This window comes from Streptomyces sp. NPDC043427 (genome assembly GCF_056436655.1).
This window is the reverse complement of sequence record NZ_JBWKCC010000040.1, coordinates 41,321-57,732: the sequence shown is the minus strand read 5'-3', so window position 1 is coordinate 57,732 and position 16,412 is coordinate 41,321. Positions and strand designations below refer to the sequence as shown.

13 protein-coding genes and 1 pseudogene are annotated in these 16,412 nt (G+C 69.0%); 8 read left to right on the top strand and 6 right to left on the bottom strand.

Going from position 1 to position 16,412, the window contains the following annotated elements; genetic code table 11:
* Positions 1–111: 111 nt before the first annotated feature.
* The 4 genes and pseudogenes from AC067M_RS41095 to AC067M_RS41080 all read right to left on the bottom strand — a co-directional run.
* Positions 112–667, bottom strand: a pseudogene (locus AC067M_RS41095) (GNAT family N-acetyltransferase); the annotation flags it as partial.
* A 215-nt stretch (positions 668–882) separates the two neighbouring features.
* A complete protein-coding gene (locus tag AC067M_RS41090) occupies positions 883–1,281 on the bottom strand; it encodes a hypothetical protein (protein ID WP_143688290.1) in 399 nt (132 codons plus the stop codon).
* Positions 1,282–1,537: 256 nt separating this feature from the next.
* On the bottom strand, positions 1,538–1,762 hold the full coding sequence (locus AC067M_RS41085; RefSeq protein ID WP_478702114.1) for a hypothetical protein: 225 nt from the start codon (positions 1,760–1,762) through the stop codon (positions 1,538–1,540).
* Positions 1,763–2,607: 845 nt separating this feature from the next.
* Positions 2,608–4,944 (bottom strand): MMPL family transporter, encoded by a 2,337-nt coding sequence (locus AC067M_RS41080; protein ID WP_478702113.1) that lies wholly within the window; start codon positions 4,942–4,944, stop codon positions 2,608–2,610.
* Between the two features lie 649 nt (positions 4,945–5,593).
* On the opposite strand from AC067M_RS41080, the gene AC067M_RS41075 reads away from it, so the two are divergent.
* From AC067M_RS41075 to AC067M_RS41065, 3 genes are all read left to right on the top strand, one after another.
* Positions 5,594–6,586 (top strand): IS481 family transposase, encoded by a 993-nt coding sequence (locus AC067M_RS41075; protein ID WP_478702112.1) that lies wholly within the window; start codon positions 5,594–5,596, stop codon positions 6,584–6,586.
* A 155-nt stretch (positions 6,587–6,741) separates the two neighbouring features.
* Positions 6,742–7,119 (top strand): FAD-dependent oxidoreductase, encoded by a 378-nt coding sequence (locus AC067M_RS41070; RefSeq protein WP_478702111.1) that lies wholly within the window; start codon positions 6,742–6,744, stop codon positions 7,117–7,119.
* A 40-nt stretch (positions 7,120–7,159) separates the two neighbouring features.
* Positions 7,160–7,651, top strand: a complete 492-nt coding sequence (locus AC067M_RS41065; protein WP_478702144.1) for an SRPBCC family protein — start codon at positions 7,160–7,162, stop codon at positions 7,649–7,651.
* Between the two features lie 25 nt (positions 7,652–7,676).
* On the opposite strand, the gene AC067M_RS41060 is transcribed toward AC067M_RS41065, so the two are convergent.
* Positions 7,677–8,300 (bottom strand): TetR/AcrR family transcriptional regulator, encoded by a 624-nt coding sequence (locus tag AC067M_RS41060; RefSeq protein WP_478702110.1) that lies wholly within the window; start codon positions 8,298–8,300, stop codon positions 7,677–7,679.
* A gap of 185 nt (positions 8,301–8,485) precedes the next feature.
* On the opposite strand from AC067M_RS41060, the gene AC067M_RS41055 reads away from it, so the two are divergent.
* Genes AC067M_RS41055 through AC067M_RS41045 form a run of 3 tightly spaced genes read left to right on the top strand, consistent with a single transcriptional unit; the run spans position 8,486 to position 12,122 of the window.
* Positions 8,486–9,838 (top strand): flavin-containing monooxygenase, encoded by a 1,353-nt coding sequence (locus AC067M_RS41055; protein WP_478702109.1) that lies wholly within the window; start codon positions 8,486–8,488, stop codon positions 9,836–9,838.
* A complete protein-coding gene (locus tag AC067M_RS41050; RefSeq protein WP_478702108.1) occupies positions 9,835–10,713 on the top strand; it encodes an SDR family NAD(P)-dependent oxidoreductase in 879 nt (292 codons plus the stop codon). Before AC067M_RS41055 ends, AC067M_RS41050 begins: the two co-directional genes overlap by 4 nt.
* Positions 10,710–12,122: an aldehyde dehydrogenase family protein gene (locus tag AC067M_RS41045; RefSeq protein ID WP_478702107.1), complete on the top strand. Its 1,413-nt coding sequence runs from the start codon at positions 10,710–10,712 to the stop codon at positions 12,120–12,122. Before AC067M_RS41050 ends, AC067M_RS41045 begins: the two co-directional genes overlap by 4 nt.
* A gap of 12 nt (positions 12,123–12,134) precedes the next feature.
* Here AC067M_RS41045 and AC067M_RS41040 read toward each other — a convergent pair whose 3' ends face one another.
* A complete protein-coding gene (locus AC067M_RS41040) occupies positions 12,135–13,217 on the bottom strand; it encodes an AraC family transcriptional regulator (protein WP_478702106.1) in 1,083 nt (360 codons plus the stop codon).
* Between the two features lie 204 nt (positions 13,218–13,421).
* On the opposite strand from AC067M_RS41040, the gene AC067M_RS41035 reads away from it, so the two are divergent.
* Both AC067M_RS41035 and AC067M_RS41030 read left to right on the top strand, forming a co-directional pair.
* Positions 13,422–14,669 (top strand): MFS transporter, encoded by a 1,248-nt coding sequence (locus tag AC067M_RS41035; RefSeq protein ID WP_478702105.1) that lies wholly within the window; start codon positions 13,422–13,424, stop codon positions 14,667–14,669.
* A 708-nt stretch (positions 14,670–15,377) separates the two neighbouring features.
* Positions 15,378–16,244 carry a MarR family winged helix-turn-helix transcriptional regulator gene (locus AC067M_RS41030; RefSeq protein WP_478702104.1) on the top strand — a complete coding sequence of 289 codons (867 nt, stop codon included), beginning with the start codon at positions 15,378–15,380 and terminating at the stop codon, positions 16,242–16,244.
* Positions 16,245–16,412 lie beyond the last annotated feature (168 nt).

Here is a 16,412-nt window from a genome sequence, read left to right as displayed (position 1 = left end):
ATGTGAGCCTTTACCCGGTTCGTCGTTGAGTTTGGATGAGGCGCAGTGATCAGTGGTTCGGGGAGTGGTCGATACCAGGTGCCGGGCGATGGGACTCAGCCGGGCGGGAGCCGGCTCGGACGACGGCCGCCACTCTCGCCTGAGCAGCCCGTAGACCCACGAGTCAGAGACCTCGCCGTTGACAACGCAGTCTTCCCGCAACGTCCCCTCACGCACGAAGCCGAGCTTCTCCAGCACGCGAGCAGAAGCCACGTTGCGCGTATCGGCCTCAGCCTGGACGCGATTCAGGTCCAGCGTGTCGAATGCCCACCGCAGCAAAGCGCGCGCGGCCTCGGTCGCATAACCGTGGTCCCACGCTGCATCATCGAAGCAGTAGCCCAGCGACGCGCTGCGGAAGTCCGGATTCCACCTGTTCAGGGTGCACCAGCCGATGAACGCCCCGTCGGAGACACGATCCACGGCCAGCCGCGCCCCGGTGCCTTCCTTTTCCATCTCTCGGCAACGGGTGATGAACTTCTCGGCGCGCGCGTTCGGTCCACGGTGGATCGTCCCAGTAGCGCAACACGTAGGCGTTGCTCTGCAGCGCGAACAGGTCGTTCGCGTCCGCGTCTTCGAAGGCACGCAGTCGAAAGCGAGAGGTCTGCAACGAGGGGGTGGGCAGCGACATACTCGTGTTCCATCCCGTGACCGGTGGCCGATCAATCAGATATCCGATGCGGCTCACTCACATCAAATGTGACCAGGATCGGTAGTTGGCATCAGGCAACGTTCGCGACCTGCACTGATGCCAACTACCTTCCTCAGCTCTACGCCCGGGTTCAGAGATTTAGTTGGCACTTTGGTACACCGCAGGTCACAGGGGTGCCGGGGCGTTCCAATGGATCACTTGGCCGTTGGGACAGGCATGGCGTCGACCAGCGAGCAGTCCTCGTCTCGGCCGCGGCCGGCATCGCCCCAACCGTCGGCGGCGTCATCACTGCCGTCCGCGACGCAGATGCTCTCCGTACCGACATTGCCCAGGCCCGGCGTTTGGAGTGCCAGGGCGCCGCGGGCGGGGACGTGCACGCGGTGCCGGGGCGGTGCCGTCGGCGGGAAGGGGCGGGGATGCACCGGGCCCGGATCGCGGGCAGTGAACAGGTCGAGGCCGGTCAGGTCGGGCCGCCGCAGGAGTTCAACGGCGAGTTGATCTGCTGGAAGTGCCCGGTGCCGGTCACGGCCGTGGGAAGCCACATGCGGGCCGGGGTGCTTCAGCCGGCCCTGTTCGGGCCCGCCGCCCGGCACACCCACGAGGATGACTGCCCGCCCAACTTTGTCTCGTTCACCTACCGGATTGCCCGCGGCGCGTGCGGCCTGGCCGACGTCGACGCCGAGGGCGTCCTGCGGCTGAACCTGCCCGCCGACTTCGCCCGCGTCCCGCCCGTCCCGCCCAGCGGGGGCTCGCTTTCCGGACCCAGTGGACCAGGCCCGGGTTCACATGGTCCGGCCGTTGCTGCCTGCGGATGTGAGCGACCTATCCTTCACACAGTCTCGGACGCTGTCATGCGTGTTCCAGAGTCCGGGTGCTGGCATCGGAGCCGGTGTCCGCCGCGGCGGGCGGGACCCGGCGGCGCGCGGCCGGAAGCCGGACCGCTCGGCAGATCAGGGGCCAGGCTCCCTGCGGGGCGAAGCGCACGACCACGATGAGCAGGATGCCTTCGATGACCATGGACAGTGTCTGCTGGTCCTGAAGCAGACGGGTCAACCCGTAGTAGACGACGCCCACGCCGACGACGGCACGACCGGGACCACCAGCTCTCGTTTTCCATGCCGCTCGGCAGCATCCCGCCCAGGCCCACGTCCCGCCATATCCCCGTGGGGAGAGCCACTTCACCTGGGAGCTGCGGACATCCGTCGCGCCAGGTCCGGGAGCTCGACCGTGCCGCCGTCCGGCGTGGTCACCGTGTGCGTGAGCACGGGGGATGCCTGCATGAAGCCCAGCCTGACGGCGATCTTGTAGAACAACCCGAGCGCGGCCAACTCCCGCGCCCACTTCGCCCCACCGTTCGGAGACGGGTGCCCCTCGCCACGCAGCCGCCAGTTCTCCAGCGCTTCCGTCGTCGCCTCCTCCCAACGAAGTCCGCGGCGCTACAAGTAGGTGAAAAACAGCCGGTAGTCCGGCGCGTACGTCTCCTTGGTGCCCTCGGCCTTCCGGGCGAAGTCCCGATGTCGGAAGACGGTGCTCAACCGGGGATCAACGCGGCCGTCCGGGGCTAGGAGGATCGGCTGTCCGGACCGGATCCCGAGCCCGCGCTCCCGCTCGGCCAAGTCGCCCCAGGAGCCCGCACATCGTTTCGACCACCATCTGGGTCACCACCGACCCGCGTCCGGAACAGACGCCACTCATCCATAAGTCAGCCCGCTCCGTGCGCAACACGACCTTCCGCAACAGGGGAACGTACACACAAGCTCGAAGGACGAAGGCTGTGGCAGCTGAAGTGGCCCATCCGGGACGCTCGCAGGACGCAGGGAAACCCAACGTTTCAAGGCTGCTGCCTGACGGCGGTGGCGGATGGTAGGGGGCGAGGCGGTCGCCGTCGGCCAGGGCCTCCTCCAGTGCGGGGCCGTCTGTCAGCAGTGCCCGGTGCATCGTTTGTCCTTCGGGGCGCCCTGGGGGTCATGCCGGCCGGGAGTGGGCTCACGGCGTCCGGTGTGTCGCGAGCCCCCGGATGATCTGAGGGCAGGGTTCCTCAGGAGACGCTCTGGTTCCTTGCGGTCTGTCGCCGAAGCATGAGCCGGAGCCTTCTGGAGGCTGGTTCCTTCGACGTCGAGGTCGGGCAGGCCCCTGTCCAGCCAGCCCGGTAGCCACCAGGCGCCCCGGCCGGCGAGAGCGAGTACTGCCGGTACGAGCGTCATGCGGACGGCGAAGGCATCGATGACCACGCCCACGGCGAGGGCGAACGCGATGGGTTTGATCAGGGAGTCGTCGAGAGGGAAGAACCCGGCGAAGACGGTGAACATGATCAGGGCGGCGGCGGTGACGACCCGCACACTGTGGCGTGCGCCGTCGACGACCGATTGGCGTGCTCGGCCCGTGTGAGCCCATTCCTCGCGCATACCGGATACGAGGAACACCTCGTAGTCCATGGCCAGTCCGAACAGCACACCGATCAGAATGATCGGCAGGAAGCTGACGACCGGGCCGCTGTGGGGCACCCCGAGGATGTCGGCCAGCCAGCCCCACTGGAAGACGGCAACGACCAGACCGAGCGAGGCGCCGACCGAGAGCAGGAAGCCGACAGCGGCCTTGACGGGGATGACCAGCGACCGGAAGACGATCATCAGCAGGAGCAGGCTGAGGCCGACGACGATGGCGACGAAGGGCAGCAGGGAGTCGCTGAGCCGGTTGGAGACGTCGATGTTGACGGCGGTGGTGCCGGTGACCGAGACGGAGGCGCCGGTCGTGTCACGGATGTCGGGCGCGGCCTTGCGGATGTCACGGACGAGTTGGTCGGTGCGGACGCTGTCCGGACCGGAGGCGGGCAGGACGGTGATGACGCTCTGTGCCGGGTCGCTGGTGGGCTGAGGCGGGAGGACGGCCTTGACGTTCTCTAGGGTCTGGAGCTTCTGGGCCACCCGCGCGCCGGCCGATGCGCTCGCGGCAGTCGTGCCGTTCTCGGTCTCGGCCAGGACGAGGAGCGGGCCGTTGAAGCCGGAACCGAACTTGTCGCTAATCGTGTCGTAGGCCTTGCGCTCGGTGGAGGAGTGCGGGGCGGAGCCGTTGTCGGGAAGGGAGAGGCGCATGTCCATGGCGGGCAAGGCGAGGGTCGCCAGGATGCCCGCCACCGCGAGCACCGTCAGCAGCGGCTTGGCGATGACCCACTTGGTCCAGCGGGTGCCCATGGTGGCGTGGCCGGTGGACCCCTCGGTGTCGGCGGCACGCCGGGCGGCGCGGCTGTTGGGCTGGGGAGTGAGCCGGGAGCCGGCGAATCCCGCGACGGCGGGCACGAGGGTGACCGCCGCCAGTACGGCGATGAGTACGGCTCCGGCGGCCCCGAGACCCATGACCGTCAGGAACGGGATGCCGATGATGCTCAGCGCGGCGAGCGCGATGATCACGGTGGTGCCGGCGAAGACCACGGCGCTTCCGGCCGTGCCGGTGGCCAGCGCGATGGATTCCTTCGGGTCGGTTCCGCGGGCCAGTTGCTGTCGGTGGCGCGACAGGATGAACAGCACGTAGTCGATGCCGACGGCCAGGCCCAGCATGAGGGCGAGTGTGACGGCGGTCGAGGAGATGCTGACCGCGGGCGCCAGGGCGAGTAGCCCGGCCAGTCCGACTGCCACACCGATGAGCGCGGGCACCAGTGCCATGCCCGCGGCCAGCAGTGAGCCGAACGTCACGACGAGGACCAGCAGGGCCACGGCCACGCCGATGATCTCCGACGGGCCGACGTGGAGGCCTTGGCTGCTGTAGACGGAGCCGCCCACCGAGGTCTTCAGCCCGTCCTTCTCCGCCGCTTCGGCCGTCTTCTCGATCGCGTCCACGGATGAGGTGCGGACCTGAGCGTTCTGGACGGGGTACTGGACCTGGACGATCGCCGTGGTCCGGTCGGCCGAGACGGCGCCGGAGTCCCGGGGGCCGACGACCTCGCTGACCTGGGGAGCCTTCTTGGCCTCCGCCACGGTCCGGGCGATGGCCGCGGCGTAGGGGGCTTCGGTGACCTGGTGGCCCGTGGGGGCCGTGATGACGATCTGCGCGTTGGCACCCGAGGCATCCGGGAGGGTCTTGCTCAGGCTGTCCAGCGCACGCTGCGACTCGGTGCCGGGCACCGAGAAGCGGTCGTCGAGCTTGCCGCTGAAGACGCTGACGCAGGTGATGAGCGCGGCCAGGACGAAGAGCCACAGTCCCAGGACGAGCTTTCGGTGCCGGTAGGCGCTGTGACCCAGCCGGTGGAGCAGGACGGCCATGACGAACTCCCTAAACGGTGGCGATCCCCGCACCCGGGCAGCGGACGTGGGCGGGGGAAGCGGAGGGCACAGGGTCGGACTCCGGCCACGTGACGGCAGCCGCGCGACCTGTCGGAGCCGATGGGTGCCTCGCTCGGTGCGACCGACTTTATCACCCGCTCAAGTCAAACGACCGAGTCAATCGCCTATAACCTGCGTCACTATTGCCACGCCAGGTCAGATGGCGTTTTCGTGTGATTGGATCTGGCGACATCGTCACTTGACCATGTCATCCGCATGTGGTTTGCCGACCGCTTCCCCGCTGTGAGTCAAGGAGTGATCATGACCAGTACGCGCGGCACGCGAGCCGCCAACGGCCAATGGAGCCGACAGGCCGACCCCGTCGTGATCGGTGCGGGACTGGCCGGGCTCACCGCAGCGTGAGAGCTCGTCGCGGCAGGCAACTCCGTGGCTGCTCCGGAGGCCCGCGACCGGGTCGGCGGGCGGCTGCTCAACCACGACCTGCGTGACGGTCAAGTGACCTAGATGTACTGCCCAGGCAGGTTGGTCGAGTTTGTGCTCTGACATCGTCTGAATCGGGTGACGGGTGAAGGCCTCCGGTTGTGGAGTGGAGCTGTCGAGGAACCGCTCCGCCAACCAGGAGGCCTTCGTGTCTCACGCTAACGCTGCTTTGACGCCTCGTGCCCGTTTGCGCCTGGCACGCCTGATCGTCGATGACGGGTGGCCGGTCGCCCGTGCAGCCGAGCGCTATGACGTGTCCTGGCCCACCGCCAAGCGGTGGGCCGACCGTTACGCCGAGTCCGGTCCGGCCGCAATGCTCGACCGGTCCTCACGGCCTCACCACAGCCCGGCCCGGACCACACAGCCGCAGGGCCGCCGGATCGTGCATCTGCGCTGGAAACAGCGGCTGGGCCCGGTCCAGATCGCCGGGCGGCTGGGCATGCCCGCCTCGACCGTCCACGCAGTCCTGACCCGGTGCCGAATCAACCGGCTGTCCCACGTCGACCGCGTCACCGGCGAGCCGGTCCGCCGCTATGAACACGATCACCCCGGCGCAATGCTCCACATCGACGTCAAGAAGCTCGGGAACGTCCCCGACGGCGGAGGCTGGCGTTATGTCGGACGCGTCCAGGGCCGAAGGAACCGTGCCGCAACACCCGACAGGCCCCGGAACAAGTACCGCGGACCGTTGCTGGGGACCGCATTCGTCCACACCGTCGTCGACGACCACTCCCGCGTCGCCCACGCCGAGATCTGCGATGACGAGACGGCCGCCACCGCAGTCGACGTCCTGCGCCGTGCGGTCAGCTGGTTCGCCGCCCGCGGGGTGAGCATCGAGCGGGTCCTGACCGACAACGGCTCGGCCTACCGCTCCCGGCACTGGTCCCGGGCCTGCGACGAGCTCGGGATCACGCCGAAGAAGACCCGGCCCTACCGGCCGCAGACGAACGGCAAGGTCGAACGCTTCCACCGCACCCTCGCGGACGGCTGGGCACTGGGACGCTTCTACACCAGCGAGTCAGCCCGCCGTAAAGCCCTGCCGGCCTGGCTCCATCACTACAATCACCACCGCCCCCACACCGCGACCGGCGGCAAACCACCCATCACCAGGTTGACCAACGTCCCCGGGCAGTACACCTAGATCAGCAGGCAGTTCGTCGGCCCTACCCAGGACCACATCTTGGCGCTGGCAAAGAAGGTCGGTGTGACCCACAAGCGCGTGGCCGTCCACGACACACCGTTCTGGCGGGCGGAGGGCCATTCCGGCATGGGTCTGCTGCGTGTCGGTTCTCCCATATGTTGGACAACAACCCGCCCGACGGTGGACCGGGCGTGCTCATGGGTTTCCTCGGCGGCAGGGAATGGCGCAGGTGGGCGCACCGCCCGGTGGGCGAGCGCCGCGAAGCGGTGCTGCGCTCCTTCGTCCACGTCGTCGGCGAGCGTGCCTTCGACACCGTCGACTACGTCGAGCAGGACTGGGCCGCCGAGCAATGGACCCAGGGCGGCCCGACGTCCGTCGCCGCCCCGGGGTGCTTACCGAGTACGGGGAGTGGATGGGCCGGAAGTTCGGTCGCGTGCACTGGGCGGGGTCCGAGTTCCTCCCCCTACCGGAACGGCCTCATGGACAACGCGGTCCGCTCCGGCAAGCACGCCGCTACCGAACTCCTGCACTAGAGCTGAACGACAGAACACCAGAGCCGAGCGATGAAGAAAGATCACTACCCACCAGGTCAGCGAACGCTCTGTCATCGAGGCTCCCGTCGAGCGGGTCCGGGAGGTCATCTCCCGCACCGACCGGTACGCCGGATGGGTCGCCGACGCCATCGAGGCCACCGACCACCACGGCATCGCCGCCGTGGGCAGGACCTACGCCGAACGCAACCGCGCCCTCGGCCCGCTGCGCACCGAGGTGTGGACCGTGGTGGAGATCGACCCCATGAGGTGCCGCGTCGACACCGGCGTCAGGTTCGCTCCGCCGAAGAACGTGACCAGCAACTTCGAGTTCCAGCCGAGCCCCGGGCGCGGACGGCAGGGAGGCCGCGCGGATGACCTACAAGGTGGAATACGCCACCGGCCTCGGCCCCCTGGGGCTGGAGCTCGACTGGATACAGCAACCGGGCATGCGCGCGAACATGCGTACCTCGATCGCCAACCTGAACACCCTGATCCGTTCCGAGGCGCCCAACACGCGCGACCAGTGCGGTGACCGGCAAAGTTCCTCGCAAACCATGTCAGCTCGCAGGAGCGGGCACCAGGTCCAGCCGACCGCCGGCCATGGCCACCACGGCGGATACGAAGGCCTGCAGGCAGGTGTGCTCGGCCTCCTCGTCGGGGTGGGAGAGACGTTGCATCGTGAGCCCGTCGAAGCCGGCGAGGAAGAACCGCGCAATCGTTTCCGCAGGCTGGGCAAGGATCAGGCCGGTGCGCTCGGCCGCTTCGGTCACCAGCCTCGCCGTCACCTCGCTCACGCCCCGATAGTGGCTCTCCAGTGCCTCGCTCAGGGCGGGTGAGCGGAGCGCGAACATGGTCAGTTCCGTGAGCAGCTGATGACTGGCGGGCTGCTCGCGCACCGTCCGCCACAGGGCGGCGGCAAGCGTACTGGCCGTTTCCTCGAAGCCGACGTCGGCCGGTGCGGCCTGCTCGACCTGAGTGATCAGGTCCTGCGTGAGCTGCTCCATGACGGCGCGGTACAGCCCTTCCTTCGTGCCGAAGGTGTAATGCACCGTGGCCTGAGCAACCCCCAGCTCGGCGGCGATGGCACGGGTGCTTCCGGCCGCGACTCCTTCCCTCGTCATGAAGTCGATGGCCGCTTTGATCAGTTGAGGGCGGCGCTCGGCCGCGGGAACGTGAGCCATGACCGCATCATACCGACTGAGTCGCACGATGAAGTCACCCGAACAAGTCAGGTTGCTCGCAGCCGGATGTCGTGGCGCGGCCGCTGAGGTCCGGTCCGTGGCCGCGCGGGTCAGTTCCCGCTGAACGGCGGGTGAATACGTTTCCTTGAACACCCGTGAAGCGGGACGAACGAGGAGGCAGGCCCGTGAAGGAAAGCCAGTTTGATACGTGCGTGATCGGGGCGGGGCCTGCCGGGCTGGCGGTCGCCAGGGCACTGGCGGAGCGGAATCTGCCGTACACGCATCTTGAGCGGCACACCGGGCCCGGCGGCATCTGGGACATCGACAATCCCGGCAGCCCGATGTACGAATCGGCCCACTTCATCTCCAGCAGGACCCTGTCGGGCTTCAGCGGCTTTCCGATGCCCGACGACTTCGCCGACTACCCGCCGCACCGGCAGATCCTGTCGTACCTGCGCTCCTTCGCCGACGCCTACGGGCTGACGGACCGGATCGAGTTCGGCGTCGAGGTCGAGAGCGTCGAGAAGAACGCGGACGGCACCTGGACGGTCACCCGGGCCGACGGCCGCGAAAGCGTGCACGGGCAGGTCGTCGTGTGTACGGGCTCGCAGTGGCACCCCAACATCCCCGAGCTTCCTGGGGAGTTCAATGGTGAGGTCCGGCACACCGTCGGCTACCGCAACGCGGAGGAGCTGCGCGGCAAGCGCGTCCTGGTCGTGGGCGCGGGGAACTCCGGCTGCGACATCGCCTGCGACGCCGCCCGGAGTGCCGACCACGCGGTGATCAGCATGCGGCGCGGCTACTGGTTCATCCCCAAGCACCTCTTCGGCCGGCCGGTGGACACCATCGCCGGCAGCGGGCCGCACCTGCCGATGTGGCTGGCGCAGCGGATCTTCGGTGCCGTCCTGCGCATCATCAACGGCGACCCGACGCGGCTGGGGCTGCCGAAGCCGGACCACAAGCTGTTCGAGACCCACCCGGCCATCAACTCGATGCTGATCCACCACCTCCAGCACGGCGACATCACCGCCAGGCCCGGGATCGCCCGTGCCGAGGGCAGAACCGTGCACTTCACCGACGGCACGAGCGACGACTTCGATCTCATCCTGCTGGCCACGGGCTACGTCCACAAAGTGCCGGTCGCGCAGCAGTATTTCGGCGACGAGCAGCACCCCGACCTGTACTTGTCGTCGTTCTCACGCGAGCACCTGGGCCTGTTCGGCATCGGCTTCGTGGAGACCAACTCCGGTGCGTACCGACTCTTCGACACCCAGGCGCAGCTGATCGCCGGGTATATCCACGACGCGCGGCACCGGCTGCGGAACGCTGAACGGTTCACCCAGATGATCCGCGCCGACCGCCCGGATCTGTCCGGCGGGCTGAAGTTCGTCGATTCGCCCCGCCACACCGGCTACGTCGACAGCGGGGCGCTCGTGAAGTACCTGGGCAAGGTCGCGCGCGACATGGGCTGGCGTACCGAGGGCCAGCCGCCGCCGGTGCGGTCCCTGCGCGCTGTCAAGGAAGGCAGCGCGGCATGAGCGGGTTCGACTACACCGACAAGGTCATGCTGGTGACCGGCGGCGCGGGCGGCATCGGCAGCGCGCTGTGCCGCCGCTTCGCCTCCGGCGGTGCCCGGTGCGTCGTCGTCGACATCGACGAGACCCGTGCCAAGACCGTGGCCGCGGAGCTTCCCGGTGCCGGGCACACCGGCCTCGGCTGTGACCTGATGGACCGCGCCCAGGTGGAGCGGGTGTTCGAGCTGGTCGCCGAGGTCTACGGCCGCCTCGACGTGCTCGTCAACAACGTGGGCATGACCAGCGCGGAACGCTTCGATGTCCGTAGCGTCGAGAGCATCGAGCGGGAGATCGGCCTCAACCTGACCTCCCCACTGGTCACCACCCGGATCGCGATCCCCCTCCTGCGGGCCTCCCGGGACGCCCGGGTGGTCACGACAGTCTCGCTCGGCGGGATCTTCCCGCTGGGCGAGACCCCGATCTACACGGCGTCCAAGTTCGGGCTGCGGGGCGCGATGCTCGCCATCGGTCTCGACCTGCCGAGCAAGGGCATTCTGGCCGGGTCGGTGCTGCCGTCGGCGACCGACACCCGGATGCTGCGTCAGGAGGCCGTGGACGGCGGGAACTCCCTGCAGTTCCAGGACTCACCGCAGCAGCCCGCCGACGTCGTCGCGGCCGTGGTGAGCCTGCTGGACAAGCCCCGCCTGGAGGCCTACCCCCGGCCCGGCGAGTCCCGTCTGGTGCGGTTCGCGATGCTCATGCCGAACCTGCTGCCCAAGGTTTTCCCGCTGTTCCGCAAGCGCGGTGACCGCGGTATGGCCCGTTATCTCGAAGATCTCCGCCGACGCGGACTGGCCCGCCGGACCGACGGGCGCTGGGAGCTGGTGGAGGAAGCATGACCACGAACGAGATGCTGCAGGTCGTCAACCCCGCCACCGGCGAGCCGATCACCTTCCTGGCCGCAGCGAGCGCCGAAGACGTCGCCAAGGCGGCCGAGCAGGCCCGGCAGGTCCACGAGGCGGGGGTGTGGTCGCGGCTGCCGGCCCGGGAGCGCGGCGCGGTGCTGCTGCGGCTGGCCGACCTGATGGAACGCGACGCCGAGATCCTCGCCCGGCTGGACAGCGAGGACGCGGGCAAGCCGATCACGGAGTGCCGTACGGGCGACGTGCCGGGGGCGATCGGGTCGATCCGCTGGTTCGCCGAGGCTGCAGACAAGGTGTTCGGCCGCCTCGCGCCGAGCGGGCCGGATGCTCTCGGTCTCATGAGCCGCGAACCGGTCGGGGTCGTCGCGGCGATTCTGCCGTGGAACTACCCGCTCGCCATGACCGCCTGGAAGGTCGGACCGGCCCTGGCCGCGGGCAACTGCCTGCTCGTCAAGCCCGCCGAGGCGACCCCGCGCTCGGCCCTGCACCTGGCCGAACTCGCGACCGAGGCCGGCCTGCCCGACGGAGTGCTCACGGTGCTGCCGGGGTACGGCCGGACAGCCGGAGCGGCCCTGGCCCGCGACCCCCTGGTGGGGGCGCTCTCCTTCACCGGGTCCACCGCGACCGGCCGCCGCATCCTCACGGCCGCCGCCGACAGCAACTTCAAGCGCGTATCACTGGAGATGGGCGGCAAGAGCCCCCAGGTGCTCATGTCCGACGCGCTCTCCTACGGCGACGAGCTCATCGACAACATGATCGAAGCCGCGTTCCTGACCATGGGGCAGAACTGCACGGCCGGTTCCCGGGTGCTGGTGCACCGCGGTATCGCCGAGGAGGTCGTCGAGCGGTTCACGGCCGCGGCGAGAGAGCTGGTCATCGGTGATCCGGCCGACCCGCGCACGCAGATGGGGCCGCTCATCGACCACGCTGCCTTCGAACGGGTCGCGGGGGCCGTGGAGGCCGCACGGGCAGGCGGAGCCCAGATCCACACCGGGGGACTCCCGCACGGGCTGCCTCCGCGCGGCGCCTACTACCCGCCCACCGTGATCACCCGCGCCCCCGCCGGCAGCGACGTTCTCACCAAGGAGCTCTTCGGCCCCGTCGTCACCGTCGAGACCTTCACCTCCGAGGACGAGGCAGTACGCAGGGCGAACGCCACCGAGTACGGACTCGCCGCCTCGGTGTGGACCCGCGACCTCGACACCGCGCTGCGGCTGGCCCGCGGCATCGAGGCCGGCGTGGTCTCCGTCAACGCGTACAGCGAGGGCGACATCACCACACCTTTCGGCGGTTGGAAGCAGTCCGGATTCGGTGGCGTGGAGAAGTCCACCAATGCCTTCGACCAGTGGACGCGGGAGAAGACGGTCTGGATCCGCACCCGCTGACACGGCGATACGTCATTCCGACCGTCCCGTGTCCCTGAGCATCCGCTCCCGCAGACGGACCGGTGAGGTGCCGTGCCAGCGGCGCACCGCGCGGCGCAGCGCCCGTTCGTCGGAGAATCCGGCCTGGCGGGCGATGTCGCGCAGTGTCAGTTCCGGACGGAGCAACAAGTGCTCCACACGCTCCCGGCGCACTCCCTCGACGAGTGCCTCGTACGTCGTGCCGCACTCGGCCAGCCGACGGCGCAGCGTCCGCTCGCTCGTCGCATGCCGCCGCGCCTGCTCACCGAAGGAAGGCGCCAAGGGGAGGCTCTGCGCAACGGAGATCTCCAGCACCTCCAGCAGATCCTGCTGGTCACGGCGGGAAGCCATCTGCGCGTCGAGTATCTCCAGAGTCGACGCGTAGCTCACCGGATCCCGGCCGGGCATCCGGGTGCGGGCCCACGCGGGGTCGATGACCAGGCGGTTGGCGGGGGCGTCGAACCGGACCGGACAGTCGAACAGGGCGACAAACGGGTCGTGTCGGCGGGGTGACGGAAAGGAGAACTCCACGACCTTCGGTGCGAAGTCCAAACTGACGGCCAGCCTGGACAGGGTGACCACGGAGGCGAAGGCCTCCTCGAGCAGGAAGCAGGCCACGACCGGGTCCATGGCGGGATCGGGAAGATCGGCGCGCAGCACGAAGGCGCCGTCGTCCTCACCCGCACCGGCCGACCACACGACCATCGCCCCGGACAGGTTCTGGTACCTCACCCCCGTCCCGATGGCGTGCCGCAAGGTGTCGTCGGCCATCAGGGCGAAGCCGAGCAGGCCCCACGCGGTCAGGTGCTGCGCCGCGCCGACCTTCAGCCCCAGGCGCTCGTCCCCGGTGAGCTCCACCGCGCGGCGGATCACCGCGCTGCCCTGCCGGTACGACACCCGCAGCGCGGCGGAACGTATGACTGTCTCGTCCAGCCCGACCTGCTTCAACACGGGCCGCAGGTCGATGCCGCGCTCGTCGGCGACCACGACCAGGCAGCGCAGGATGTTCGGCTGGATCGTCGCCGACGTGCTGCGGCTGGTCCCGGGAGAGTCCGCCGGGCCGGGGGCAAGGGGCATCGCACTCACCTTCTCCTCAACGACCACCGTAGGCAGTCGGCACGTCCGGCGCACGCCTCTGGCCGCCGAAGTCCCCTCCACGGCCCCTGGCGCCCTGAGCCTGCCTTCCGCGTCTGGCTACGGTTTCCGGAACCTGCACCCATTCGACTCGCTGGACCTCGACTGGTCACCCAGCGCACACAGGAATGAAGGCGCGACAGCATCATGTCCTTCAACGCTCCAACCCGGGCGGGGGCCGGGCACCCGGTTTCCAAGACCGGCGCCCGCAGGGGCGCGACCCTCGCGTTCGCCGTACAAGGTCTGTCCGTCGCCGCCGTGTACACGACCGTCCCCGCGGTCACCGAACACCTGAAACTGACTCCGCTCCTGACGACCACCCTGATGGTCGCGGTGGCGCTGATGGCAGGGGGCGGCAGCTTCCTGGGCCTGGCCGCGATCCGCCGCGCCGGACCTTTCGCCACGATGCGCGGTGCCGTGCTGACGGCCGCCGCCGCCCTGGTGCTGATCGGGTGGGCCCCCGACGAGGCGACCGCCATTTGCGCGTACATCCTCTTCGGGCTCGCTGTCGGTGCCCTCGATGTCGGGGTCAACACCCAGGCGGCGGCGATCGAACGCGCCTACGGCCGCAGTATCTTCGGCTCCTTCTACACGGCATGGAGCGTGGGCGGTGTGGTCGCGGCCCTGCTCACTGCCGGGGCCGCCCGGCTGGACTGGCCCGTAGCCGCCGGCCTGAGCGTTCAGGCAGGGATCGTGTTGCTCCTCGCCGTCCGCATGCGCACGTACGCCCTGCCCGCCTCCTCCGCGGGGTCGCCGGACGCCGTCGCGCAGCAGCCGCTGGGGCGTCGTCTGTGGATCCGGCTCGTCCCGTTCGGCCTGGTCCTCCTCGTCGTCTACGTCGTCGACTCCACCGTCTCGGCCTGGTCGGCCGTCTATCTGCGCCAGGGCCTCGCCGCGTCCCTCACGGTCGCGCCGCTGGCGTACGCGGCCTACCAGGCAGGTACGGTCGTCGGTCGCGCCTCCACCGATCGGCTGGTGCAACGGTTCGGAGCAGTCGCCGTCGTCCGCGCCGCGGCCCTGCTGGTCGCGGGCGCCCTGACAGGCATGGCCGCCGCTCCGAGCTGGCCGGTCGCCGTCCTTGCGGCCGGGACGGTGGGCCTGGGCGCGTCCGTCCTGGCTCCGCTGTGTCTGGCCTCCGCCGCACGGTTGCGCCCCGCTGCCTCGGAGGTGGTCCTGGCGCGCCTGAACCTCTTCAACTACGTCGGCGTCATCACCGGTGGCGCAGTGGGCGGCCTCCTCGGCTCCACCGGCCAGTTCCGTCTCGCCTACGCGGTACCGGCCGCCCTGGCGCTCCTTCTCCTGGCCGCCGCCCGCCACTTCACCCAGCCGTCGGCCCGGCCCGTGCGGAGAGCGACTCTCCCGCCGTCCGGGCAGACTCCTCCACGCCTCGGCTGAGGTTCCCGCATCGCGGGCTTCGGGGCGTGGATGTCGCCCGGGACGGAGCCTCTGCGCGTTGGCATGCGAATCCGCTCTGCGAGGGTTCGAGGCCCCTTCCTCAGCTGGCGGGATTCGGGTCCTGCCCCTTCAGCGCGTCCATTCCGGGCTCGTTGGGGACGTGTTTGGGACGCCAGGATAGGAAAAGACCGACAAAACGGAGGCACGGAGACGTGGCGCACCCACCCAGCCCGGCCAGCAAAATCAAGGGGAGCGCCGAGCTGCTCGACGCGGCCTCATGAGCGACCAGTGCAGCGACGTTACGTTAGGTGACGAGGACGCGGTGTCGTCAGGCCGCAGGGCATGGTACCCAGCATGGACGGGCCGCCGGCCGGATCGTCGTAAGGCTTCGTGGAGGCCGTGGACTGGTGGCGATGTCACGGCGACTCCGGCTGGCAGCAGGTTCGTCAACCCTTCGGGTCCCGCACCAGCGGCCTACATCGCTGCCCAACAGGCCCCATGGCCATTAGTATGTTTACGGAGTATCGAGGTGCAAGCTACGCGCCAGCGGTCCGCAATGGACAGAACTCGATTTCCAATCCGACATACTCCGTGTACGTATTCCACCAGGACGGAGCTGAGGACGTGGTCGAGTCGGTTTCAGCGGGAGCGGTGAGATTCCGCGACCCTGGACGCGCCGTCCGGCGAGCGCCCGCGCCGGTACCCGTCGTGTCGCCTACGACCGCCCCAGGGCACCTGCTGCGCCTGGCGCAGCAGGTACACACCGAGCTGTGGGGCTCACGAATCGACAGCCTCACGGGACCGCAGTACGCGACGCTGGTGGCGATCGCCGGATGGGACGACGTCGACCAGCGGCGCGCCGGGCAGCTGGCCTCGCTGGACAAGTCGACCGTCGCCGCAGTGGTGAGCCGACTTGTCGGGAAAGGGTGGGTGCGGCGGGTGCGCCATCCGGATGACGGTCGGCGCCGTCTGTTGACCCTCACCAGCGGATCATGGGATCGGCTGGCCGAGGTCACCGAGGTTGCACGCTCGGTTCAACAAGACATCCTGAGCCCGCTTCGCCACTCCGACCGCCGGGAGTTCATCGAACGACTGGGCCGGGTCGCACGCATCGAGGAGGCCGACGTCGCCGGACAGCAGTACGAGGACGGCGTACTGCTCATGCGCACCACCCCCGGATACCTGATCCGCCGCGCCCAGCAGGTGCACACCGCACTCTGGAGCGCCGCCGTCCCCGACGTGACCGGGCCGCAGTACGCCCTGCTCGCCGCGGTCGCACAGCTGGGCGCCGCCGACCAGTCCCGAATCGGCGAGGCCGCCTCTCTGGACACGTCGAGCACCGCCGACATCGTGGCCCGGCTCAGCACCCAGGGATGGGTTACCAAGGAGACCGCAGCGAACGACCGGCGAAGAACCCAGGTCCGACTCACCGCTCCGGCGAGGACAGCGCTGCACGCCCTCGCGGAGCCGGTTAAAACAGTCCAGTCCGACGTCCTGGCTCCGCTCGCACCCGACGAGCAAGCGGTGTTCATCAGCCACCTCCAGCAAGTGGCGTTCGCCAGGCGGCACATGTAGAGCTTCGCCCCCCACATTTGGACGGTCTGATTCGGACCCGTTGACACACCTCGACCATTCGCAGCAAGCTAATACTACGTGTACGGAAGATTAGCGAGGTGAACGATGCCCACTTCCCGGTTCAGATCAGACGAGCCATCACTCGACGCCTTCTACACTGAGCTATCT

Excerpts from the sequence above, each read along its gene's own strand:
- AC067M_RS41050 (WP_478702108.1), top strand. The coding sequence starts at position 9,835 with ATGAGCGGGTTCGACTACACCGACAAGGTCATGCTGGTGACCGGCGGC.
- AC067M_RS41080 (WP_478702113.1), bottom strand. The coding sequence starts at position 4,944 with ATGGCCGTCCTGCTCCACCGGCTGGGTCACAGCGCCTACCGGCACCGA.
- AC067M_RS41045 (WP_478702107.1), top strand. The coding sequence starts at position 10,710 with ATGACCACGAACGAGATGCTGCAGGTCGTCAACCCCGCCACCGGCGAG.
- AC067M_RS41070 (WP_478702111.1), top strand. The coding sequence starts at position 6,742 with ATGTTGGACAACAACCCGCCCGACGGTGGACCGGGCGTGCTCATGGGT.
- AC067M_RS41035 (WP_478702105.1), top strand. The coding sequence starts at position 13,422 with ATGTCCTTCAACGCTCCAACCCGGGCGGGGGCCGGGCACCCGGTTTCC.
- AC067M_RS41040 (WP_478702106.1), bottom strand. The coding sequence starts at position 13,217 with ATGCCCCTTGCCCCCGGCCCGGCGGACTCTCCCGGGACCAGCCGCAGC.
- AC067M_RS41060 (WP_478702110.1), bottom strand. The coding sequence starts at position 8,300 with ATGGCTCACGTTCCCGCGGCCGAGCGCCGCCCTCAACTGATCAAAGCG.